The sequence below is a fragment of the Streptococcus sp. S5 genome (genome assembly GCF_034134805.1).
Taxonomy (GTDB): Bacteria; Bacillota; Bacilli; order Lactobacillales; family Streptococcaceae; genus Streptococcus; species Streptococcus lingualis.
In genome coordinates this window covers 238,443-262,353 of the sequence record NZ_CP139419.1, presented here as the reverse complement: position 1 = coordinate 262,353, position 23,911 = coordinate 238,443, and the positions used below count along the sequence as shown (strand labels likewise).

Genomic DNA, 23,911 nt, shown 5'->3' with positions numbered 1-23,911 from the left:
CCAAAGATGACCTAATCAACTGTGCGGGGGTGGGAAGACGAACTCTTTTTAACTAGTCAGAGTTCTTTCCCACTCCCTTTTTATTATTGATAGCGTGGGGTGGCAAATCCACGGATATTGCCATGTCCGATTCGATAGGTATTGCGACGGACTTGGTTGTTGGAGTTTCCTTCAATGGTATGAATGATCCCATTTGAGACGCTCTCGACAATTCCGATGTGATCCGCAAAGCCATTGTTTTGTTGGGTATTTTGATCCCAGTTAAAGGTGATGATGTCCCCTGCTTTTGGTGTAGTGGTACCATCTTCATTCCAGATGCCCAAGCGTTTGAAAATCTGGATGTGACGTTCGACTCCACATTCACGGCCAATCAAACCGCTCAAACCTTCCCGCTGGAAGACTGTTGTGACAAAGATATCACACCAGTCATCGGTCGTCTTCACTGCATAACCAACCGGAAGTGGTTTAACACTGTTATAATCATTGACCAATTGATGGTGAGCTGCAGTGCCGCCACGAACGCCCACTAGACTAGCTGCAGCCCGTAAGACACGGTCCCGTTGTCCATTCGTTACACGAGGACTAAAAGCAGTTTGATCTACAGTCGCACGGGGATGAAGGGCTGTTTGACCAAGGTTAAAGCCTTCAACGCCACCATCGACATAATCCACATAGACGTGAGTGGTATAGTTGCCTGATTGGTACTGGTGATTTGCTGCAGAAACCTGCACTTCTGTATGCATACCAGAAGGCGCTGTTGAATACCAGTAGAGATTTTCTTGATGAGCTTGAGACCAGGCTGCGACACGGATGTTCTTAATCCGACGTCCCTGAGGCGCTTGATCCACCGTTACCGTATAAGTTCCAGCACCAGAATTGACATTCTTGATCCCTGTTTGTGTCTTAGTCTTTGCATTACGGAATTCAACTTCTGTAGTCGTTGTTCCAACACCCACACGAGAACCATCATTTTGGATATAATAAAGGTGAATATGGTACTTACCAGTAGAGTTTTTGTGGTCGCTCGCTTTGACTGAGACCTTGTAGTCTCCATTTGATTGGCGAGTTGCTTCATACCAGCGGATGTCGTCTTGGCCGTCCTTATCCGACCAAGTAGGGACTTGCACAGTTCGCACACCTTTAGGATTGTAGACATCCCTGATAATGATATCAAAGGTACCTGTATCCTTGTTATTGTTTTGAATTAGGATCGTACCAGAACGACGGGCTTGACGCACTTCTGTCGTGGTTTCTGTGATGTAGTTTCGTTGGTTATTTTGATCTACATAGTAGACATGGACATTGTATTTACCATCTTCATTTTTATGGTCTGAGGCTTTGATGGTTACACGGTAGCTTCCGTCACTTTGACGAACTGCTTTGTGCCATACTAGATCATCTTGCCAGTTCTTGTCTGACCAGGTTGGAATCAAGACTTCTTTCAAGCCATTTGGTGCAACAACATTACGAATAACTGCATCAAACGTACCTGTTACAGTATTGTTGTTCTCAATTGTAACAGTACCACTTGGTTTGACTTGTTGAACTTCTGTAATTGTCTCTGTAATGTAGTTTTTCTTATTATTTTGATCTACGTAGTAAATGTGGACATTAAATTTACCTGTGTCATTCTTATGATCAGATGCTTTGATGGTTGCACGGTAGCTTCCATCACTTTGACGTTCAGCCTTATGCCAAACTAAATCGTCCTGACCGTTTTTGTTAGACCAAGTAGGGACTAGGACCTCTTTCAAGCCATATGGTGCGACTACATTGCGAATAACAGCATCAAACGTACCTTTTTCAGTATTGTTATTCTCAATCGTTACTGTGCCACTTGGTTTGACCTGATGAACCTCAACTACTTTTTCAGTCAGATAAAAACGATTATTTGAATCATCTACAATGTAGGCGTCAGCACGATAATTCCCAGTAGAATTCTTATGATCACTCGCTTTAATAGTCACACGATAAGAACCATCCGCTTGACGTGTTGCCTTGTGCCATACTAGGTCATCCTGTCCATTTTCAAGACTCCATGATGGAACTAATACTTCTTTTAGACCAGTTGGGGCAACAATATTGCTTACAACAGCATCAAAGGTACCTGCTACTGGGTTATTGTTTTCAATCTTCAGAACACCACTTGGTCGAACGTAATCAACCGAAACTACTTGTTCCGCGATATAGTGCCGTTCCCCAGAGTTGTCAACGATGTAGGCATCAGCGCGATAGTTTCCTTTATTGCCTTTATGTTCACTTGCCTTAATGGTTACACGATAGCTCCCATCCGTTTGTTTCGTCGCCTTATGCCAAATAAGGTCGTCTTGACCCTTTTCTAAACTCCACGATGGAACTAAAACTTCCTTAACACCACCTGGAGATGTGATATTACTAACAACTGCATCAAATGCACCTGTAGTTTGATCATTATTTTCAATTGTTAGCGTGCCACTTGGCTTCTCTACTTTCTCAACCGGCAAACTATTATCTTCTGATTCTACCACTCGTGCGCGTGCGCCATATGGTGCGCGACTAGCTACCACAGCTGGTGCTGGTTGCTCTGATACAACCTTGTCGCTAGTGCCCTTGTCAGAAGACTGGTTATTGCTAAGAGTCGGTGTGGCAGGTGCCGCCTCTGTTGCAACGGTATTCTCTGTCTGAATACCTTTCTCAACTCCCACTCCTTCGTTCACAGTATTCTGCGCTTCTGATGAAGTTGTTGTTTTTGAAATGACAGAGGAAGTATTTTCTGATGTTTGATCGGACGCATGTTGCTCATCGGCTTTGACTTGTTGTGTCGAAAAAGCCAACAAAACGGCTGTCCCAGCATAAAAAATAAGATCTTTCTTTTTCATGTATCTTCCCTTACAATTTTTTATACGGATTGTACCCACATAGTAGTATTATAACACAAACCGCCGGATCAAGAAACAATATCATGAGAAGAATCCTATTTTTAAAGAAAAAAAGAAGGCCAGATTGGCCTTCTGTTTAGCTTATGCAAAAATTGAGAAGAAAGGTGCTCCAAGCTTGTTATCCATCGGGTCCTTACTCTTAATAGAGTGAAGATAATTGATAGAGTACCAGCCGTTGTTGCCACTATTATATGGATCGCGAACATAGGTTCTTCCATTGTCATAACCATGCAAGACCAATTCATGAGTATAAGGATCACTAGTAAATTGGCTATTGCCTACCGCAGCAAGTACATGCTTGCCAGCCATGAGAGCTTCTGCAATGCCTCCAGCTCCATTAATCAATTGGCTCTTCAAGCCCCAATTACGAGTGGCAGCTACAATCCCATCAGAATCTGTTCCTGCTTCACCTTTGTTGAATGAATCAGTATTGTTGTAGAGATAATCAGCTACTGTTGTTGGCAAAATAGTTCTGCCAAGGATATCTGTGAAGGTCATGGCAAGAGAGGTTGGCACACAACCTGACTGATCGACATTGCTCACACCGTAATATTTCCCAGCCCAACGAGGATCCCGTTGAGAATAATAGGTTGTTTGTGGGTTCACCTTTTGATTTCGTGGAGACAAGGCTGTTTGACCAAGGTTAAAGCCTTCAACACCACCATCTTTGTAGTCCACATAGATGTGTGTAGTATAGTTACCCACTTCATTACCGTGATTATTGGCAGAGACTGTGATCTCTGTGTGCATACCTGTCGGCGTTGCGGAATACCAGTAAAGATTTTCTTGATGAGCTTTGGACCAGGCAGCAACACGGATGTTCTTAATCTGACGACCTTGAGGAGCTTGATCCACAGCTACTGTATAAGTCCCGTTCGTTGCATTGACATTCTTGATAGCAGCTTGCGTCTTGGTCGTCGCATTTCGGAACTCCACGTCTGTAGTCGTGGTACCAATACCAATCCGAGAACCATCATTTTGAATGTAGTAAAGGTGAACATGGTACTTACCAGTAGAGTTCTTGTGATCGCTCGCTTTGACGGATACCTTGTAGTCCCCGTTCGCTTGGCGAGCCGCTTCATACCAGCGGAGATCATCCTGTCCTTCCTTATCAGACCAAGTTGGGACTTGAACAGCTCGTACCCCTTTAGGGCTGTATACATCCTTGATGATGACATCAAAGGTACCTGTATCTTTGTTGTTATTGACAACCGAAATGATTCCAGTTGGTTTATCATGTTTAACGGTTACAATCGTTTCAGTAACATAATGACGGTTATTATCATTATCAACGACATAAAGGTCTGCACGATAATTCCCTAGTGAATTTTTATGATCACTTGCTTTAATAGTTACTCGATAACTACCATCAGATTGACGATTTGCCTTATGCCATACAAGATCATCCTGCCCATTTTCTAGACTCCATGATGGAACTAGGATTTCCTTTACACCATTTGGGGCCACCACATTACGAATAACTGCATCAAAACTACCAGTTGAAATATTATTGCTTTCGATCGTTAATGAAGCAGTTGGGCGTGATTGACGAACTTCAACCACTTTTTCAGTCAGATAAAAACGATTATTTGAATCATCTACGATGTAAGCATCAGCTCGGTAATTCCCAGTAGAATTCTTATGATCACTCGCTTTAATAGTCACACGATAAGAACCATCTGCTTGACGCGTTGCCTTGTGCCAAATGAGGTCATCTTGGCCACCAACCAAACTCCATGATGGAACTAAAACCTCTTTTAGACCATTTGGGGCAACAATGTTGCTAACAACAGCATCAAAGGTACCTGCTGTAGTATTGTTGTTTTCAATCGTAAGGACACCACTTGGTCGAGCATAATCAACCGAAACTACTCGTTCTGCGATATAGTGGGGTTTACCAGAGTTGTCAACAATATAAGCATCAGCTCGGTAGTTTCCTTTATTTCCTTTATGCTCACTTGCCTTAATGGTTACACGATAACTGCCATCAATCTGCTTAGTTGCCTTGTGCCAGATAAGATCGTCTTGACCATTTTCTAGACTCCAAGATGGGACTAAAACCTCTTTAACACCTAGTGGTGCTGAGATATTAGTGATAACGGCGTCAAAAGTTCCTGACTTAGCATTATTATTCTCAATCGTTAACGTGCCACTTGGTTTTAAAACCTCTGGTCGTTTTCCGATGTAAACATTTGTCGTTGTTCCACCCACACCCGTCATTTGTCCATTGTTCTGAACATAGTAAAGATGGACATTGTAAAGACCGGTTGAGTTTTTATGATCGGACGCTTTTACATTAACAGTATAGGTTCCGTTTGCTTGACGGTTGGCTGTATACCAAACAAGGTCATCTTGACCACCTGTTTCTGACCAGATCGGTACAGAAACGGTTCGAACTCCATTTGGCGCCTTAACATTTGAGATGACAACGTCAAAGCGGCCCGTCATAGTATCGTTATTGACAATGTCAATCTTCCCACTTAAGCTGCCTTCTGTTGGATCCGCTGCAGGTTTTGCGTTCGCGGTGAAGCGACCGGTATAGTCCACACTGTGGTCAAAGAGGTGTTTTCCTGGAAGCAATTCCGCTTGAGAAGTAAACTGCCACGCGCTAGCTTTCCCATTGTAACGCAAGCTTTTCGCATCGTTTACAGACAGTTTTGGAGAAGGATATTGGGCAATCCAGAAATTCTGAAGACCAAATTGAGCGGTGTTGACAGGACCTTTCTTGCGGAGGTTGTTTTCATCCAACCAGCTGGCACTGGTGTAGAACATCAAGTTGGTGTAGCCATTTTTACGCATTTCGTCAGCCCAAGCTTGGGTGTTGCGGTTAATGTTTGGCTGCATCTTGGCATCCTCAAAGTCATTGACCATGAGGGTGTTCTTTGGAAGATTCAAGCGTTGCGCCGCTGCGATATAGAACCGTGCTTCTGCACGCGCTGCTTCTTCAGAAGTATAGCGAGAGAAGTGGTAGGTCGATACTTGTAGACCAGCTGCTTGCGCATTGCGAATTTGATTTTCCGCATTCGGGTTCTTGTACCAAGTATCTTCTGTCAATTTGACAACGACACCGCCCACACCCTTATTGGCTAAGGTGCGGTAGTCGCCAATACTAATATCTCCGTTGTGGCTACTCACATCAACGAATGATTTTGGCTGAACCGCCACATCCGTCGAGCGACCAGCAGGAGCGTGAGCACCTGTGTTAAAGAAGGTCGTCCTTCCTGTATCAGATGGAAGAGGGGTTTCTTCTGTCTTCTCAGTAGGTGCTACTTCTGTAGCTTTCTCTACAGATGGGGTTCCACTTTCTGAAGCCACAACCTTGCTCGCAGGTGCCACAGCTGGTTCAGTCACATTTGCTGGTGCAGCATAATTACTTGAGACAGGCGCTACAGTCTTATCAGCAACCGTTACTTCTGGCACTTTTTCAGCTTGGACTTGGTTGCCTTCAGAAGTAGCTTCTTTTGAAACCACCTCATCTGCGCTGACTCCTTGAGCAGATACAGCCATCAAGACTGCTGCTCCCGCATAGAAAATAAGATCTTTCTTTTTCATATAAACTTCCCTTTATACAAATTTTATACTTTAATCATTTTACCATACGGTTTCAGCGATGAAAAGTTTTATAAGGCAAATTTTTAAAATTAGTGATATTTTTGAAAAACTAAAAAAGAAGTCTGTCTGACTTCTTTTGATCTTATGATAAATGCTTTAAGGCCGTCTTTAAGTAATGACCATCTCGGATTTCCTGACCAACACGCTTGGCATTGTCCACCAAGTCTTGGTAATCGGCATCTGAAAGATTGTCGATTGTCTCCTTCAAGTCATGAAGCGAGTCTACTGCAATCCCACAGCTCTTCTCAAGTACAAAGTGAGACAAGGCTGACTGTTTCCAAACCACAAGCGGGAAGCCTGAGGCCAAGTATAGTGACGCCTTGTGAGAGTTGTTATAGCGAAGGTACTCGCCAAAGACGCCACTACAGGTCTCAGCACTATCCCCATCCCAGACCAGTCCAAAACCACCCTCAAGGGCTGCAGGAAGCTCATCCGGTAAGAAGGAACCAAAGTAGTTCTCATTCTCAAGAGCTCTGCTTTCGTCGAAGCCGACACCATAAAGGTTATATGCAGGTTCTGCAGGAAGTGAGTAAAGATAACCAGCTTTTTCCTGGGCCAAATTACCTGCCACAATGATCGGCTGATCTTTTGTTTGGCCACTCTTTTCTTGAAAATCTGGAATCAAATAGTCAAAAATACCAAGGCTGACAATCTTATCTTCTGCAACCCCTTTATCCACCAAGACAGATTTCATAACTGGGTTGTGGGCGATGATCCCATCAGCTGCAGCAAGAAGACCTGATTCTTGAATCTTCATACGAATTCTATGTTTCAAAGGAACAGCTTGACCATTCATGAAACGAAGAGCATCTAAGTCATGGATAATGAAATAGATCTTCACTCCTCTTTTTCCTGCTTTTTTTACAAGAGAGGTAGTGAAAAAACTATGGTGTAGCATTGGAAATTGAATCAAGAGCTCATCACCTTCATTCAACTGCTTTAGGGAACGACTGAAGGCTTTCGCCTTATGTAATTGAGCTTTTGCTGTACTCATCTCATACCAATTGTCTACTGAAAGGATAAGAGCTTTAAATCCTTGACTTTTTACAATAGATTCAACATCATTACGAGCCTTATTTCCTGCATTTTTAGCGTTATTGTCATGAAGAAATTCTTCTTTTAAGTAGTATTTCATAGATTATGGTTTCTTTCAATCAAACTCATTTGCTACGACTTCTAGAGCACGCTCAATAACCACGTGCATGTCGTAGTATTTATAGTCTGCTAGGCGTCCACAGAAAATGACCTTGTCATTTTTTGCTGCTTCTTCTTGGTACTTGGCAAACATAGCATTGTTCTTTTCATCATTGATTGGGTAGTAGGGTTCATCCCCACGTTTCCAGTCAGCAGGGTATTCACGTGTGATGACTGTCTTAGGTTGTGTACCATACTCGAAGTGCTTATGCTCGATGATCCGAGTATAAGGAATCTCACGCTCTGTATAGTTGACGACCGCATTCCCTTGATGGTTTTCCTCATCCAAGACTTCGTGTTCGAAGCGCAAGCTACGATATTCCAATTCCCCATGTTTGTAGTCAAAGTACTGGTCAATCATTCCTGTAAAGACAACTTTATCCGCTGAAGCTTCAAGTTCTTCACGATTGGCAAAGAAGTCAACGCCAAGTTCTACTTCCACATCACCCAGCATGTTTTCAATGATGACATTGTAACCACCGATTGGAATCCCTTGGTAACGGTCATTAAAGTAGTTATTATCAAAGGTCAAACGAACTGGTAGACGTTTGATGATAAAGGGTGGAAGGTCTGTGGCAGAACGTCCCCATTGTTTTTCAGTGTAGCCCTTAATCAACTTTTCGTAGATATCTGGACCGATCAATTTGATAGCTTGTTCTTCCAGGTTTTTCGGTTCAACATCTTTCATGTCAGCTGTTTGCTCGGCAATCTTGTCCTTGACTTCTTGAGGAGTCTTGGTTCCCCACATAGCGTAGAAGGTATTCATGTTAAAGGGAAGATTGTACAGACTGCCCTTGTAGTTAGCTACTGGTGAGTTGATATAGTTATTGAATTCAGCGAACTGGTTGACATAGTCCCACACTTTTTTGTTGGACGTATGGAAAATGTGGGCACCGTACTTATGGACGTTGATACCTTCAACCTCTTCGCAGTAGATATTTCCACCGATGTGATCTCGCTTGTCAATCACTTTTACTTTTTTGCCACGTTTTGTAGCTTCATGTGCGAAAATGGCTCCAGACAAACCAGCACCAACAATTAGATAATCGTACATAGTAGACTCCATTATTTCTTAAATATTTGTTTTAATTCTTTCACATCTACCACTCTCAGAGATAGGATAGCGATCAGATAAATGATCCCACCAAGCACCGCATACACGAGTACGTTCAGGGTAGGGGTGAAATGTAGGAATGGTTTTACAAGTAGCAAGAGGCCATACATCAGAGCAGATGCAAACATAATTTTTGTCATAGACCCGATAATTGGAACTTCCTTGAGGTAATGACGGGTATAGTACAGTTGAATCAGCCATACCAAGGATTCTGTTAAGACGGATACAATGGCTGCACCAATAAAACCAAAATGAGGTAAGAAGAGCACATTCAACCCGACACTGACGATAGCAGGAATCGTAGTTGACAGCATAAATTCTTTGTTCTTATCATGTGGAATGAGAATTTGAATCCCCATGATATTGGTCCATCCGATAAAGAACATGCGGAAGATCATGATAGCGATGGCATAGCGAGCATCTTGGAAATCCTTCCCTAAGAAGAATCGAACAAAGTCATCGTTGACGATCAGCATACCCGCGATGATTGGGAAGATGACCAAATTATAGATCAAAAAGGACATTTGGTGCATCTTATTAACCGCCTTGTGATCTCCTGAAGCCAAGAGACTCGCCACGCGCGGAAGCATGACACTTCCTAAAGACGTCACAAGGGTCAGCAAAATATTAACCAATTTCAAGGCCTGGTCATAAATCCCTACATCCTTTGTAGAGGCGAGAGCACCCAGCATAGTTCGATCCAAGGTGACATAGAGGGAAATGGCAATCTGCGGTAAAAAGAGCAGAATGACCGGTTTTAAATGCACCCGTGCATAAGCCAAATCAAAATGGGCTTTCCCAATGAACTCACGAGCAGGTAGCCACATACTGAGCTGACCTAAGAGCTCAAAGATGGTGAGCAAGAATACATAGAGATACAGATCATTGGCAGATTTGACAAACAAGAAGATGGAGATGACTCCAACCAATTTGACCGTGATATTTCGAACGGTAATCTTACGAAAATCCTCTAATCCCTGAAAGAGCCAGGAGATATCGAGTCCCTTTGAAACCAAACTGAGCCCTAAGATATAGGCCACAGGGTTTTGCATGGAAGGAAGCGCCAAGCACAGCAAGACATAGAGCAGGATGGACACAAAGGTCGCTCCCAATTGGAGGGTATAAATCCCCCAGAAATTCTTTTGGATGTCTTTGCGGTGTCCTGAAATCTCCTTGGTTCCGTAGTTAGCCACTCCCAAGGTCGCCAAAAGAATAAAATAGGTGACGATAGAGTTGAAATAACCATAGCTTCCTAAGTCATTCGAGCTAAAGACCCGCGTCACATAAGGGGTTGTGATAATCGGCAAGATAATCACCAGCAACTGGTAGGAGAGATTATAGGCGTAATTTTTAAGAACTTTCATTTTTTACTCCTATTTTTACGCTCAACCCCTATTGTAGCTGACGCAAATAAAATATAGAAAAAAATGTTATATGACGGTCTAATCCAAAATGCTTCAATCATACAATTCCATGTGATCAAAGAAAGTAAAGTTAGAATAAGATAATTTCCCTGTCGATAGATAACCCAAGATCTAACAAAATATAGAATTACAAGAAGAACCACTGCTACACTGCCATAATAAAACAGCATTTGAATATATGAGGAATCAACATAGTTATAACTTAAAACTGATTCAGTTTTACCACCATAACCAATAAAATTTGCTTCTGGATTACCAAATAAACGTACAGCATAAGTCTTTAAAGCATCATTGCCTAATTTCAAACGCATACTTACCAAATTATTCATAGCAACATAGAATGAACTAGACCACGTGAAATTCTTTGTTAAGTAATACATAATTCCAGATGATGCTAAAATTGAAGCTGGGAATATACTAAAAATCATACGATGTTTATTTTTAGCAAAGTAGAAAAAAGCAAATATCACAACCGAAATAACGATTGACATTGCATTTAAACGAGCATCACAAAATTTAATAATAAAAGCAGCAAGACCTAACCCTAAAACCGAACGGGTAAACAAGAAACGATTTCTGTTTAAATAAGACAGAGCAACATATAAATAAAAACAATGCGACGCGAAATCCGTTGGATAAATAAAACCAAAGGAATTTCTTGTAACCATACCTGTATTTCTCATTTGTACAAATTGTAAGTTAGGAATGATATGAATTAAAGATAAAAATACTGTTCCTAATAAAAAGGGAATAACTACCGCACAATAAACCTTTAATATAAAATCCATATCCATATCATACAAAAAGACTATCAGAACCATATAGGCAAGGAAACTATAATTCTTCATTTGTAAAGCTACTAAAAAGCCAACAATTAGAAGTACAGGTGCAAAAATCAGGTAGTTGATAGAGAATTTCTTAATGTATCTAAAGCGGATTAGCAAACATAGAGAAACTAGTACAGACATAGAACTTGGTATAGTTGGTATCAATCTACCTAACATAGTTGTACCTAACATATCTACAGCTATAATAAATGATAATACAAAACCAACTAACAATTTTTCTGCTTCAATACGAAACATTTTAACTCCTTTTAACCAATGCTTGAACCATTTTAAGAAACAGAACAGTAGAATACCTTTTTTGTTTTAGTAAATAATTTATGAACGGTTTCAAATCATTTTCTTCTGTATGAATAAATGATTTAATGTCTTTATTTTCACAAATATCTTTTACATATTCCACCTTTGAACTGAATTGAGTATTTTGTTTGGATATATTATAAATATTACTCATTAAGATTCGTGCCTTAATTGTTTGATCAAGATCAAAACTATCCAAATACCAGTCCGAAAGTAGACTATCAACCATCTTCAATTCTTGAAGCTGGTATTGAATACGCTTGGGGTTATAGCTCGACATAGCGGAACCTTTCCTACCAATGACATAAACATAGTAGGAATCTTGAGAAAGAAAAATCCTGTTTACATTACGATAAACATTAAGATTGAAGCGGACATCTTCACCTAACTCATACTGCTCAAAAGAAAGGTTATTTTCGAGAAGAAATTCTCTGCGATATATCTTATTCCAAACTGTGTAAAGCATATCCGATAAGAATAGTTCTTTAAATATCTTGATAAAACCATCCTTGTCGTAATTTCCTTTAAATGGAAGTGACTTTTCAGTACGGCTCTTCTCAGTTAAATCTTCCTCAAAAGAATTGTAATAACAAAAAACAACCAAATCTAAATCTGACACTAGCTTATCAGCAAAATCAGCAAAGAGATTACCAACAAGATAATCATCACTATCAACGAAGTAGATAAACTCTCCCCTGGCTTTGGACAAGCCAAAATTTCGTGCCGAACCAACACCATGGTTTTCAATATGATAGACCGAGATATTTGAGTACTCGCTAGCGTAAGTATCGCAAATAATGCCACTACTATCAGTAGATCCATTGTCTATCACTATAATTTCCAAGTCATCATAATTTTGAGAAATAATACTTTTCAAACAACGGTCAATGTATTTCTCAACGTTATAAACAGGAATAATAACAGAGTATTTCAAACTAGACTCCTACTTTTTCAATAAATGTTGTACTCTGAATGCACCTTGCAATAAACCCAACTTATACAAAATATATTTTGTTCGATGATTCAACTTAGACAACTCCGTAAACGTGAGTTTATTTTTCTTTAACTCGTTCTTTACGTCTTTCGTTAATTCAGGATACGACTTATACAAATTTGATTTATATAGACTAGCTAAACTATGCGTCATACCATCGACAAAAAACATCTTAGCAATTGCTAATTCACTAGAATCAAGTTTCGAACGAACATCATCCGAATAATATATCTCTTTAAAAAAGCTAATCATATTTTCTAATTTTTGCTCATTCCAAGATTTGGTAATTGCATCAGGATTATCAATTAGATAGTGATAGTATTTTTGATTTGTCGCATAGACCTTTTCAGCTAAAAGAAATAGCTTATAGTTAGTCCCAAGATCTTCATAATACTTACCAATTGGAAACTGAATATTATCCCTCGTGAATAATGATTTTTTATATATCTTATCATTGGCAAAACCAGTTATAAAGCCATAAGAAAACATTTCTAGAAGAGCTTCTTTTCCAGTTAATCGTTTAGACTGTTTGGAATCGGATTTTATAATATCATCTTCACTCCTTACAAATTCACGATTGAAGGAAATAATATCATACTGATCTGATTCAATAACTTCAGCTAAATCACTAAAGGTATTCGGTTCAATCCAATCATCTGAATCTGGGAAATAAAGATAATCTCCCTCAGCATTAGAAATACCTGTGTTACGAGCCACAGAGAGCCCACCATTCTCCTTATGAATAACTGAGATAAAGTCATACGTTTTAGCATAGTCATCACAAATTTTAGGAGAATTATCGGTACTTCCATCATCTACAAGTAAGATATCATAGTTCTTCCACTCTTGAACAAGGATACTATCAATACAACGTTTTAAATATTTTTCGACATTATAAACTGGAATGACGACAGTTAAAAGTGGTTTCATAAATTATTTACCCAATTAATTATGTTAAGTCTTCTCCACCCTTATTCAACCAAGTTACAGCATTGAAATAGCGGTGGTAAGTTTTTAAATCGATTCCAACATGTCCTTGCTTTTCAGCTGATTTAAAGTGGACCAATGAAGGTAGGTCACTATAATTCTTTGAAGAGAAAATCACCTTACTCTTGTATGGAAGCTCTTCAAACTCTTTCATCAACTCATAAGTGCAGGCATCATTATCATTGAACTTGAAATACAAATTATCCCAATGCATTCTCTTCAAACGGCGATTCCATTTTTGAGTAGCTTCTTCTTCATCTGCATAATGCAAAAAATGAAGTTCAATATCATCAAGAAGTGCAAGTGGATAGGAATTATCAAAGTCTTTGATATATTTCGATTCCTTAACAAATTTCAAGGGGATGTTTCCACTCAAATAGTGTTTTAAATTCTTGAGCATCTTGATATAATCAGGCGAAAAGACAAACATCCCTACAAATGGTGTTTGATAAGGCAAGCCCAACTCCTGATAAACTTTCCCAGCCCAACAATTATCACAAATGATAGTGAAATTTTTATTCTTAAGTCTTCGTCTAGGAATAAAATTAATAATTGGATAAACGATAGGTTTTATTCTATCTTTTAGTGATTTTCTTTCCATAATCTCCTAAATACCTGTGTTTTATAATTCAAAAGTACTCTTTTCAGGTAGAAACTCATCAAATGTAGCAATGAATTCTTTCATTACTTTATCTTCATCCTGAATATTAAAGCCATCATTAATACACATAATTTTATAATTCTTCGAAACTAAAAACTTCCAGAAATCTGAATTTGCATCATCCAAAGAAAATAGTCCACCAATTTTTGAATCACCAATAGCATATTGTCCACTAGCAATTTGCCAATATTTAAAAAGCCAAATATTTGTATCTGCTGGATTCCTAAAACGACTAGCTGATGTTTTTTCTAGGATTTCCTTCTCTTTCTCCCATAAAAGATCAAATGTTGATTTTAAAAGAGGATATGGAAGATGACTTTCCCAAAAGCCACAAATAAATTTACTATTTTTATAAAGTAAAGATTTTATTACTTGCTTTAAGCCCTGTTTTGGAGAAAAGAACTTCCCATTTTTCAAGATTTCTACTTTGCTGAAATAACTTGTTATTATCTCCATATTATTAATTTGAAAGTTTCCTGTACCAAATCGTTCAGGAATAATAGGAGATAAGGCAGTATTATACTTAGGTAGCCCTTCCTCAGAGAAAAAATCACTTGGTGAAACTGGTGCCGTTAAATACATATCGTCGTTAAAACAAACAAAATGTTCAGATAAATTTGGTATTTTATGAATGTTACATTCAATGGCATTAGATGAAAACACTGGTAGATAGTCATTGTTGATAATTTCTTTATGATCAATAACGTCTAATTTACTATGATCTACATCTAACCAATCTGGTATCTGATTATCAGTTACTAAATAAACCTTATTCACCCATGGTGCAAACTTCTCAACACCTCTAAACCAATACTTAAACGTCCCCCATTCACGGTACGCTTTATCGGAGTTCATATTATTTTCAGATGTTGTAAAAGTAGAGTCATATTTGCTCTTTTTAGCTCTCCAATCAGGATCACTTCCATCAACCCAGGTTACAACAAAATCTATCGGAAAATTCATATCACTTCCTCTTTATTTTTACTTCTTATACAACTCCGAAAAATTCCGAATATAACTTTGTAATGAGAAGAATTCTTTTTGACGTTGGACAGAGGCCTCACCAAATTGCGCTCTCTTCTCGGTATTGTTAGCCAATTCTTGAATAGCCTGTGACAATTCTACAGGTTGATTTGGAGTGGCGAGAAGGCCATTTTCACCTTCCTTCACCATTTCACAGACACCGCCATGGCGGTAACCCACTACAGGTTTGCCACAAGCCATGGCTTCTAGGACGACTGTTGGTAATGGATCTGGATTGGTACTTGGTAAGACAAAAATATCAAACATATTATAGAGTTCTGTCGTCTTGCTATAATAGTCAATTCGCTTGATTTGGCTAGCTGCTGGTGAGTCTGAAATAGCTTTTTCCAGCTCATCGACACGCCACTCTTCTCCCTCAAATGCACTACCTGCTAAAAAGGCTACTGCTTTTGAATTGACCTGTAAGATTGGCGTCACAGCTTCTAGGAAGTCCCCTTGCCCTTTCCAGGCATTCACTCGACCAACCATACCGATAACCAAGGCATCCTGTGCGATCCCAAATTGGTCACGGACAGAGCTAGCATCGATTTCATGATAGACGGCATTGTCAACACCATTATAAATAACTTGAATCTGGTCATCTTTGACATAGCGAGACTGTTTGACATGATTAGCAACGGCATTTGAAACTGTCACAATCTTATCCGCATAGCGCCCCATCAAAAAGTTGATGAAATCTGAAATGGCTTTTGGTTTGACGATAATTTCGTGCACATGCCAAATCAAAGGAAGTTTTAACTTCCGCTTGAGGTAAATTCCTTCAAGAACCGCTGTGGTGTTGTTGTGAACAAGGGTAATCCCATTTTCTTTAGCATAGTTAGCAATTTGCTTTGAATAACGATTATAGGAGCCAAAATACTCAAGAATTCCCTTAGGATTAAAATATTTACGGCGCAAGATTGGGTAATCAATGACTTTAACTTTAGCACCAACCTCTTCCAATGCACTGACTAAGACACCATCATTGGGTAAGATGACATGTGCTTCAAAAGCATCTTGATCCAATCCTTTAATAAGCTCCAACAACACCTTGTCAGCACCATACATTTCGGCACCAGCGTGAAGATATAAAATTTTCTGCATTTCTATCCTTTAAATACTTTCTCGTAGTCTGTGACAATCTTCTCCCAAGTAAAGGCTTCAGAGATACGTTTACTTGATTTTTGATTGAGGTCTTCGATTGCTTGTACATCCAATTGCTCAGCCTGATCAATGACCTGTGCCAATTGATCTTTCTTCCAATAGAGCGCCCCATCTTCACCGACTTCACGGTTAAAGCCAACATCCAACAAGAGGTTGAGTTTAGTAGACTCGAGTGCCTCAAGAAGGGATGGATTGGTTCCACCTACCTCATGACCATGGAAATAAGCAAAAGCATTCTCACGGATGTATTTGAGCAATTCTTGATCATAGACAGTCCCCACAAACTTCACTCGAGGATCCTGATCAAATCCAGTATCTTTACGCAACTGTTCATAGAACTTGTTTTGTTCCACATTGGTAATCAGAACAAAATCTTTTTGGGAGTTTGACTGCATAAATCCACGAATCATGGCCTCATAGTTGTTTTCAGGTACAAAACGTCCCACGACAAGATAGTAGTTTCCTTCTGAGACTTGCTTGTCTGCAAACCAAGTCCCTACTTTCTCGTCTTCTTTACTCAGGATAGACTTGCTTGTATCGGTTCCATAAGCAATATAGATCGTCTGTGGCTGATACTTAGCATAGTCCTTCTGAATATAAGCTTCGATATTCTTGCTATCACAGATTAACAGATCAGCATGTTTCACCATGAGTTGCTCAGAAAACTTCCAATACTTGCGAACTGGAAGGCTCCACTTGGCACGAAGCCACTCATGACCATCTGGATTAACCATCAGAGTTCCTCCGATAGCCTTGATTTTCTTTTTAATACCTGAAATAAAGGGACCAATCCGGCAAGCCAAGACATAGAAGATCGGTGCCTGGTCCTTGTTTTCCTTTGCGATCTCAATCGCCTTATTAAGTGCCGCAATATCATAAGCAATGGCACGCGCAGGACCGATATTGGGGACATCAATGTTGTAACAGATTGCTCCATTATGCTCGAAAGTATCTGCAGTAATTCCTGATTTGGCTGAATTCTCCCGCATACAAGCTACATAATACTGGATATTTTTGTCTTGTTGGAATTCGGTTAACTTCTCAACAAAGGTCTCAAAACCACCATATTTTGCCGGAATACCTTTGGAACCAACGATATAAATTGATTGTGTCATTTTTCTCCTAACATGGAAAGGACGAAGCAGGGCATTCCTACTTCGCTCCTTCTTTTCTAAGTACAACCTTCACGGTCTTGAGCAAGATCTGAATGTCTCTCCAGATCGTCCAACCATCCATGTACGCAACATCCAGTTTGACTACTTCATCAAAGTCTGTAATCTCACTGCGTCCGCTCACTTGCCAAAGTCCTGTAATACCAGGTTTGAAGCTGAGGCGGCGTTTTTGAGCTGGCGTATAGTCTTGGTATTCGTCAACCGTTGGAGGACGAGTCCCGACCAGACTCATATCACCGATCAGAACATTGTAAAATTGTGGCAATTCATCCAGACTGGTCTTCCGGATAAAGCGACCGATTGGGGTCACCCGCGGATCATTTTCCATCTTGAACATGCCACCTGTCATGGTATTTTGTGCCATGAGATCTTTCTTAATCTCTTCGGCATCCACACGCATGGAGCGGAATTTATAGAAGTTGAAATACCGTCCGTTCTTTCCAACCCGTTTTTGTACAAAGAAGGCAGGTCCGCCATCCTTACGAATCAGAGGGACTAAGACGATACTCACTAGGCCACAAATCAAGAGACCAAAGAGGGCTCCTGCAATGTCCAAGAGACGCTTAGCAAACACATGACTCGGCTTGTAGAAGTTGGTTGAGAAAGTAACGACACTTAGTCCTCCGACTTCTCGAACCCGTTTATTACCTAAGGAAGCGAAGTTAAAGGCATTGAGATTGACAGTTACATCGATCCCCATACTCTCAAACTCCGAGACGAAGTCACTAATATTGTAGTCCTCACTTGGCAGATTGATAAACACTTCATCCACCACTTCCTTGGTCACAAAATTCATCATTTGCTCTGGCTGCACCACCCGTACACCTGAATGAGCAAAATCAGTATCGTCCATGACAGTGACACCGATTAGTTCTCCATGATAAAGGCTGGGCGAATGCAGAATATCAAATACTTTTTCCATCCGACTAGTCGCTGTAATCAGGAAAATCTTTCGCGAACTTTTCCGCCGTGGTGAAACAGACTTCCGGTATCTCTTGAGCAAGAGATCCATGACATAGACAGAAAACGTATTCAAAAGAAAGAAGTAGATCATCCCCCTACGAGAGATGGAAAAGACCCCATCGAGCATAAAAGAGGTAAAGGTGATCCCAACAGCGAAAAACACATTGTATTTCAAGACCTGAAAGAGCTCATCCAGGTAACCCCTGCTATAAAAACGATAGGCAATATTGCTAATGTAAAAGGATACAAAATGTAAGAGATAGAGAATGGCGATCGTCTGTGACGTGTATTCTGCATCCTTGAAAAGACTCACAATGTAAGCCGAAAATAGGACAGCTAAACTTTGAAAGAGAACAATATTTAGTTTTTCCAGTTCGATTCTTTCTTCTCCCATTTTCCCTCAATCCTATTCTTTACTTTTTCCCGTACTCTCCGTAAGATCCATATCCACCGTATGAACCATACTCAGCAGCTTTAATGTTAAATTTATTAAGCACCACTCCCAAGAAAGGTGTGCCTGTTTGTTCTAATTGGTCCTTGGCCTTTTGGACAGCCTTGCGTCCATTGGCACCAGATTCTGTGATCAAGACAGTTCCATCACAGCGTTGGGCGATAATGGCCGCATCGATCACGACCCCGATTGGAGGCGTATCGACAATGATGTAGTCAAAATGCTCACGCAAGGCATCCATCATGACAGTGAAGTTCTTGCTTTGCAAGAGACCTGTTGGGTTTGGCGCGACCTGTCCAGACTCGATGATATCCAAGTTTGGAAAATCAGTCGCATACAAGATTTGGTCCAATTGGCTACGACCAGATAAGAAGTCAGTCAAGCCTTGGATCTTATCCCGACTACGGAAAATCCCTGTCATGACAGAGTTCCGGATATCACAGTCGACCAAGAGGGTCTTGTAACCCGCACGCGCAAAGGCAACGGCCAAGTTGGTTGAAGTGGTTGATTTCCCTTCATTTTCTTGAACAGATGAGATAGCGATGACTTTTAAGTCCACCCCACTCAATTGGATATTCGTCGCAAGGGCATTGAAGTATTCTTCTGCCTTCCGAATTTCTTGTAATTTATTTTTTGAAATTTCTAACGTATTCATGCGATCCCCAGTCTACAGTTTCTTCATATCTGGCACAATACCAAGTAAGGTTAAGCCCATCAACTCTTCGATATCTTCTGGTCTCTTGACACGATCGTCCAAGACTTCTACTACGACCATGAGAACCACCATGAGGCCTGCTCCAGCAATGAAGCCAAGAAGGACATTGCGTCGGATATTTGGTGAAGAAGGTGATTGAGGCACTTCTGCTTCATCCAAGGTCGTAACATCTGACACCTTGGTCACAGCAATGATCTTTTCAGCTGCTACATTCCGAAGGCCATTGGCAATACGAGCTGCCTCTTTTGGATTTCCGTCCTTAGCCGTAATCGAAAGGATACGAGTATCTGTTGGAACGGATACACTGATCTTTTTCGACAACTCAGCAGGTGTCATATCGAGTTTCAATTCTTCGATGGCTTGGCTCAAGACATTTTGAGAAAGAATGATTTCACGGTAGTCTTTCACCAAGTAAGAACCCGCCTGCAAATCAGAGTTTGTCAAGGCATTGTTGTCTTGGTTTTGACGACTGACCACGTAGATCCGGCTAGTACTTTGGTATTCTTTCTTGGCTAAAAAGGCACTGTAGCCAAATGCTGCAATGGCAAAGACAAGAGCGACCAAAACGATCGAAAACTTGCGTTTCCATAGGGTCTTCAGCATAGCGAAAACATCAATTTCCACTGCTTGATTTTCTTGATTGTTCATTTCCTAATTACTCCTTCATGTGGATCTCTCCACCTGTTTTCTGGTTAGATTAATTCATCCGCTAACAAGAGTTCTTGATTGCTGACAAAGAGAGCTTGTGCTCGTTGTTCTCCGTATTCTTCCTTGATCAAGCGATAGGCTTCTGCCATATAAGGCGGTCGTTTATCCACATTGTGCATATCACTGGCAACAAAGTGCACTAAGTCTTTTTCTAAGAAGTACCGAGCTCGTTTTTTGAGTTGTTTTTGTTCATCCCCAAAGAGGCGAGGCTTGAGAACACTGGAACTATTGATCTGCATGTAGCAGCCCATGTCAATCATCTCTTGCACGCGCTCCTCATTTTTCTCCAAGCACTTGTAGCGCTCAATGTGAGCCACTACTGGTGTGATGCCTAGATGAAGCAAACGGTCCAAGGCCGTATGAATCTCCTTGTAAGGCGTTCCCATGCTGAATTCAATCAGCGCAAAGCGCGTATCTGCCAAACGTGGAATGATCTTTTCTTCCAGTTTTTTCAAGACATCATTAGTAAAGTAGATCTCTGCCCCGTAATGAATCGTCAAATCTGGCGCGACCTCTGCCGCAATTTTTTTCACTTCTTGAAAATTTTCATAAATCTTTTCTTCGGGAGTTTCAAACATCCCCTTGCGACGATGAGAAGTAGAGATAATGGTCCGCACCCCTTGGCGATAGCTTTCTTCCAATAAGGCACGCGTATCTTCTCTTGTCTTTGGTCCATCATCCACATCAAAGACGATGTGCGAGTGGATATCAATCATTTTTCTTTTCCTTCCATTACTTTTTGAATGGTTTCCTTAGCCTTGGTCAAGCTGGCTTGATCCAACTCCATGACATAGAGGTTGTAACCAGGCATAGCATAAGACGGCAAGTCATTTCGTCCTTGACCGGTAATCGCTTGAGATGTCACCTCATAAGAACCACCCGTTTCTAACTGGGTATTGATCAAGTTCATCATAGTCGGCAACTGCATATTGGTTTGGACAGAATCTTGGAGGTTTCCGATAATCTCATTGTAGTTGCTTAAGACCTTGGTAGAGGTCAATTTTTTGATAATGGCCGCAATGACTTTTTCTTGGTTTTTCCCACGGTCATTGTCGCCACCTTGAAGAGAGTAGCGTTCTCGGACAAAACCGAGGGCTTGCTCTGAATTCAAATGAACCTTCCCAACTGGGAAATGGAACTTACCATGAAGGCTCGTAAATTCTTGGTCATTTTCCACATCGATTCCCCCTAGAAGGTCAATCAACTTGAGGAAGGAGGTGAAATTGAGACGAACGTAGTAGTTGAGCTTGATATCATAGAGATTCTCAAGGGTATGGATCGAAGCATCCACTCCGTAGATCCCCGCGTGGGTCAACTTATCGTTCTGGTTGTTACCACCATCTGCAATCGGTACATAGGCATCCCGTGGTGTCGTTGTCAATAGGACTTGCTTGGTCTTCCGATTGACAGTCATGATGATATTGACATCTGATCGAGAAACCGAGGTTACCGGACCATAGGTATCGATTCCGCTGACATAGATGTTAAAGACATCCGCATCCGCAGACACCTTGCTCGTCGCTGCCACTTCTTTTCGAATCTTGTAGGAATAGATTTTCTTCAACTTCTTCGCATAGTCCGCATCTTCTGCTGCAATGGTATCCTCAAAGGTACTGTTGAGGACCATAGCAGAAGCATTCCCTTCTTGCAGGCTCTTATAAGCATCTAGATAAGTCGGGGCATCCACTACAGAAATTTCCTGACCCTTGGTCTTTTTGATGTTGTCCAAGAGGGCAGTGAGATTGGCTTCGTTATTATTGCCCTTTGGTGCCACCACTTCCTTGATTTCTTTGATATCTTTGATGTCACTGTCTTTCTTGACATAGACAGCCATCTCAAACTCTGTATAGTTAGAGTGGCCGTTGACATTACTGGTCAGATTCAAAAGCTGTTGACTAGCAAACAAAACTCCTGAACTAGTCAATAAGCCGACAAGAAGCAGGACCAAAGTTGTCTTTTTGGCCTGATTTTTGATCACAAACCAAGCTGATAAGAGCAAGAGAAGAGCTAGTAGTGCAATCACGAGAACATTGACATAGCGAAAAGCCAAGATGTTATTGGCCAACATAGTATAGGTCGCCCAACTTGCAGTCATAAGCAAAAAAATAAGCAATACGGAATTAATGATTCGCAATTGCCCCCACTTATGTTCTGAACGACGACTCCGTCTCCTTTGTGACATAAATACCTCCAATTAGTCCTAATCATGTTTATTGTAACATATTTTTAGCAAAAAATGCATTAATTATCACTTTTTTGTCCATTATGGACATTTGGAAAGTAAGCGTTTTCAAAAACAAGCAAAATCCCTTGTATACTTATGCAGAGAATCCAAAAAAACCGGGTGAAACACCCGGTTTTTGAAGATCCTACAAAAGATCATCCCGCTTGACTTGCTCAAAACTTTCCTTGCCATCATTGAGCTTGTCCCAGATGACAACCTTTCCTTCTTTCAATGATTTTTGAACATCAATAATCCGCTGGTTGGAAGAACCACGAAATTGCAACATGAGGTTGCGCTTGCTTTTATCATACCGTCCATCGACCAGGATATCAATCAGCGACAATAGCTCCAGTTTATCAGGCGTTTCTAGCATCATTTCTTCCCAAGTGTAGCCCGTCCATGACCAGATATCTTTTTCCGGCAATTCTTTCCGAATACGTTTTACAAGGGGTAAAAGAATACCTGTATTAAGAAATGGCTCTCCTCCTAGCAAGGTTAAGCCTTGGACATAGGGTTGGGCCAGATCTTCCATGATCTGCTCTTCTAACTCTTGGGTATAGGGAATGCCTGCATTGAAAGACCAGGTCGCTACATTGTAACAACCCTCACAGTGAAACATGCACCCGGCCACATAAAGGGAATTGCGCACCCCTTCGCCATCGACAAAGTTAAAAGCCTTGTAATCAATGATGCGCCCTTGACTCAGTTCCTCACTCTTCCATTCGCCTGGTTTTGGTGTATTCCATGTCATCCTTCTACTCCACCTCTATCCAATACCGCTCCGTTCCATTTCGAACATCTTCAAATTGACCGCCATTGGCTAAGATAACCGCTCGGCTGGCCGGATTGTCCGTGCTACAAGTCACCAGAGCACGATGGATGTTCTTTTCTTTAGCTACTTGCAGACCTTGACGGAGAGCCTCCTTGGCATAACCCTTGCCTCTTTCAGAAGGGCGGATGGAATAACCGATATGACCAGCATAATTCAGCAATCCCTCATTTAGTCTCAGCCGTAGATTCAAAAAACCTAAAGCATGACCTGATTCATCAAACAATACGAACTGAATTGATGGAACGCGATTTTCAGGCAAATTTATTCCCATTTCTTTATTAAGGTTAGTTTCTAGCCACTCCTCATAATCAAAGTTCTCAGCATCCCAAAAGCCGCCGTCGTGCGCTGATCGGGTCTCTTCGAACTCTGCCATCATGTTTAAAATAGTTTCTTTATCTGCTAAAGTCGGTCTGCGTAATTCCATCATTCCCTCCCCATAAGAGAAAAGCGAGAGCGAACTCTCACTTTTTCTTATTCTTATTTAAAAATTGTTCTCTCAGGCTGGCTACTTGGTCTTTTTTATTGATTCCACCCTTTGAATGCTTCTCGTGGAATCGTTGAACCTGAGCCTTACCCTTATCATCTAATTGGTATTTTCCCATAATATCCT

General features: G+C 40.8%; 20 protein-coding genes. All 20 read right to left on the bottom strand.

The features are described from left to right. Positions 1-83 precede the first annotated feature (83 nt). Positions 84-2,858: a GBS Bsp-like repeat-containing protein gene (locus SM123_RS01375; protein ID WP_320909653.1), complete on the bottom strand. Its 2,775-nt coding sequence runs from the start codon at positions 2,856-2,858 to the stop codon at positions 84-86. A gap of 141 nt (positions 2,859-2,999) precedes the next feature. After that, positions 3,000-6,470, bottom strand: a complete 3,471-nt coding sequence (locus SM123_RS01370) for a GBS Bsp-like repeat-containing protein (RefSeq protein WP_320909652.1) — start codon at positions 6,468-6,470, stop codon at positions 3,000-3,002. A gap of 142 nt (positions 6,471-6,612) precedes the next feature. After that, on the bottom strand, positions 6,613-7,665 hold the full coding sequence (locus SM123_RS01365) for a glycosyltransferase (protein ID WP_320909651.1): 1,053 nt from the start codon (positions 7,663-7,665) through the stop codon (positions 6,613-6,615). Between the two features lie 15 nt (positions 7,666-7,680). After that, positions 7,681-8,778: a UDP-galactopyranose mutase gene (gene glf, locus SM123_RS01360; RefSeq protein ID WP_117744805.1), complete on the bottom strand. Its 1,098-nt coding sequence runs from the start codon at positions 8,776-8,778 to the stop codon at positions 7,681-7,683. A gap of 11 nt (positions 8,779-8,789) precedes the next feature. Beyond that, positions 8,790-10,202, bottom strand: coding sequence for a flippase (locus SM123_RS01355; protein ID WP_320909650.1), 1,413 nt, complete (start codon positions 10,200-10,202; stop codon positions 8,790-8,792). Further along, the gene (locus SM123_RS01350; protein ID WP_320909649.1) at positions 10,199-11,347 is read right to left on the bottom strand and encodes a polysaccharide polymerase; all 1,149 of its coding nucleotides are present in this window, start codon (positions 11,345-11,347) and stop codon (positions 10,199-10,201) included. Before SM123_RS01350 ends, SM123_RS01355 begins: the two co-directional genes overlap by 4 nt. A gap of 1 nt (position 11,348) precedes the next feature. Further along, complete coding sequence (locus SM123_RS01345) at positions 11,349-12,341, bottom strand: glycosyltransferase family 2 protein (RefSeq protein ID WP_320909648.1); 993 nt, start codon at positions 12,339-12,341, stop codon at positions 11,349-11,351. Between the two features lie 9 nt (positions 12,342-12,350). After that, positions 12,351-13,331, bottom strand: a complete 981-nt coding sequence (locus SM123_RS01340) for a glycosyltransferase (protein WP_320909647.1) — start codon at positions 13,329-13,331, stop codon at positions 12,351-12,353. Positions 13,332-13,350: 19 nt separating this feature from the next. Next, on the bottom strand, positions 13,351-13,989 hold the full coding sequence (locus tag SM123_RS01335; RefSeq protein WP_320909646.1) for a DUF1919 domain-containing protein: 639 nt from the start codon (positions 13,987-13,989) through the stop codon (positions 13,351-13,353). Positions 13,990-14,010: 21 nt separating this feature from the next. Beyond that, entirely contained in the window at positions 14,011-15,012 is a 1,002-nt protein-coding gene (locus SM123_RS01330) for a Stealth CR1 domain-containing protein (RefSeq protein ID WP_320909645.1), read from the bottom strand. 18 nt (positions 15,013-15,030) lie between these two features. After that, positions 15,031-16,176 carry a glycosyltransferase family 4 protein gene (locus SM123_RS01325; protein ID WP_320909644.1) on the bottom strand — a complete coding sequence of 382 codons (1,146 nt, stop codon included), beginning with the start codon at positions 16,174-16,176 and terminating at the stop codon, positions 15,031-15,033. Between the two features lie 2 nt (positions 16,177-16,178). Continuing rightward, positions 16,179-17,351 (bottom strand): beta 1-4 rhamnosyltransferase Cps2T, encoded by a 1,173-nt coding sequence (gene cps2T / locus SM123_RS01320; RefSeq protein ID WP_320909643.1) that lies wholly within the window; start codon positions 17,349-17,351, stop codon positions 16,179-16,181. 37 nt (positions 17,352-17,388) lie between these two features. Then, the gene (locus SM123_RS01315) at positions 17,389-18,765 is read right to left on the bottom strand and encodes a sugar transferase (RefSeq protein ID WP_320909642.1); all 1,377 of its coding nucleotides are present in this window, start codon (positions 18,763-18,765) and stop codon (positions 17,389-17,391) included. A gap of 19 nt (positions 18,766-18,784) precedes the next feature. Next, on the bottom strand, positions 18,785-19,477 hold the full coding sequence (locus tag SM123_RS01310; RefSeq protein ID WP_021154082.1) for a tyrosine-protein kinase: 693 nt from the start codon (positions 19,475-19,477) through the stop codon (positions 18,785-18,787). 12 nt (positions 19,478-19,489) lie between these two features. Continuing rightward, entirely contained in the window at positions 19,490-20,185 is a 696-nt protein-coding gene (locus SM123_RS01305; RefSeq protein ID WP_320909641.1) for a Wzz/FepE/Etk N-terminal domain-containing protein, read from the bottom strand. A 44-nt stretch (positions 20,186-20,229) separates the two neighbouring features. Further along, entirely contained in the window at positions 20,230-20,961 is a 732-nt protein-coding gene (gene cps4B, locus SM123_RS01300; RefSeq protein WP_320909640.1) for a capsular polysaccharide biosynthesis protein Cps4B, read from the bottom strand. Then, a complete protein-coding gene (gene cpsA / locus SM123_RS01295; RefSeq protein WP_320909639.1) occupies positions 20,958-22,427 on the bottom strand; it encodes an LCP family glycopolymer transferase CpsA in 1,470 nt (489 codons plus the stop codon). Before cpsA ends, cps4B begins: the two co-directional genes overlap by 4 nt. Positions 22,428-22,614: 187 nt before the next feature. Then, positions 22,615-23,220: an anaerobic ribonucleoside-triphosphate reductase activating protein gene (nrdG, locus tag SM123_RS01290; protein ID WP_045760018.1), complete on the bottom strand. Its 606-nt coding sequence runs from the start codon at positions 23,218-23,220 to the stop codon at positions 22,615-22,617. Positions 23,221-23,224: 4 nt separating this feature from the next. Further along, complete coding sequence (locus SM123_RS01285; protein ID WP_045760019.1) at positions 23,225-23,725, bottom strand: GNAT family N-acetyltransferase; 501 nt, start codon at positions 23,723-23,725, stop codon at positions 23,225-23,227. Positions 23,726-23,762: 37 nt separating this feature from the next. Continuing rightward, the gene (locus tag SM123_RS01280; RefSeq protein WP_148130199.1) at positions 23,763-23,903 is read right to left on the bottom strand and encodes a hypothetical protein; all 141 of its coding nucleotides are present in this window, start codon (positions 23,901-23,903) and stop codon (positions 23,763-23,765) included. Positions 23,904-23,911 lie beyond the last annotated feature (8 nt).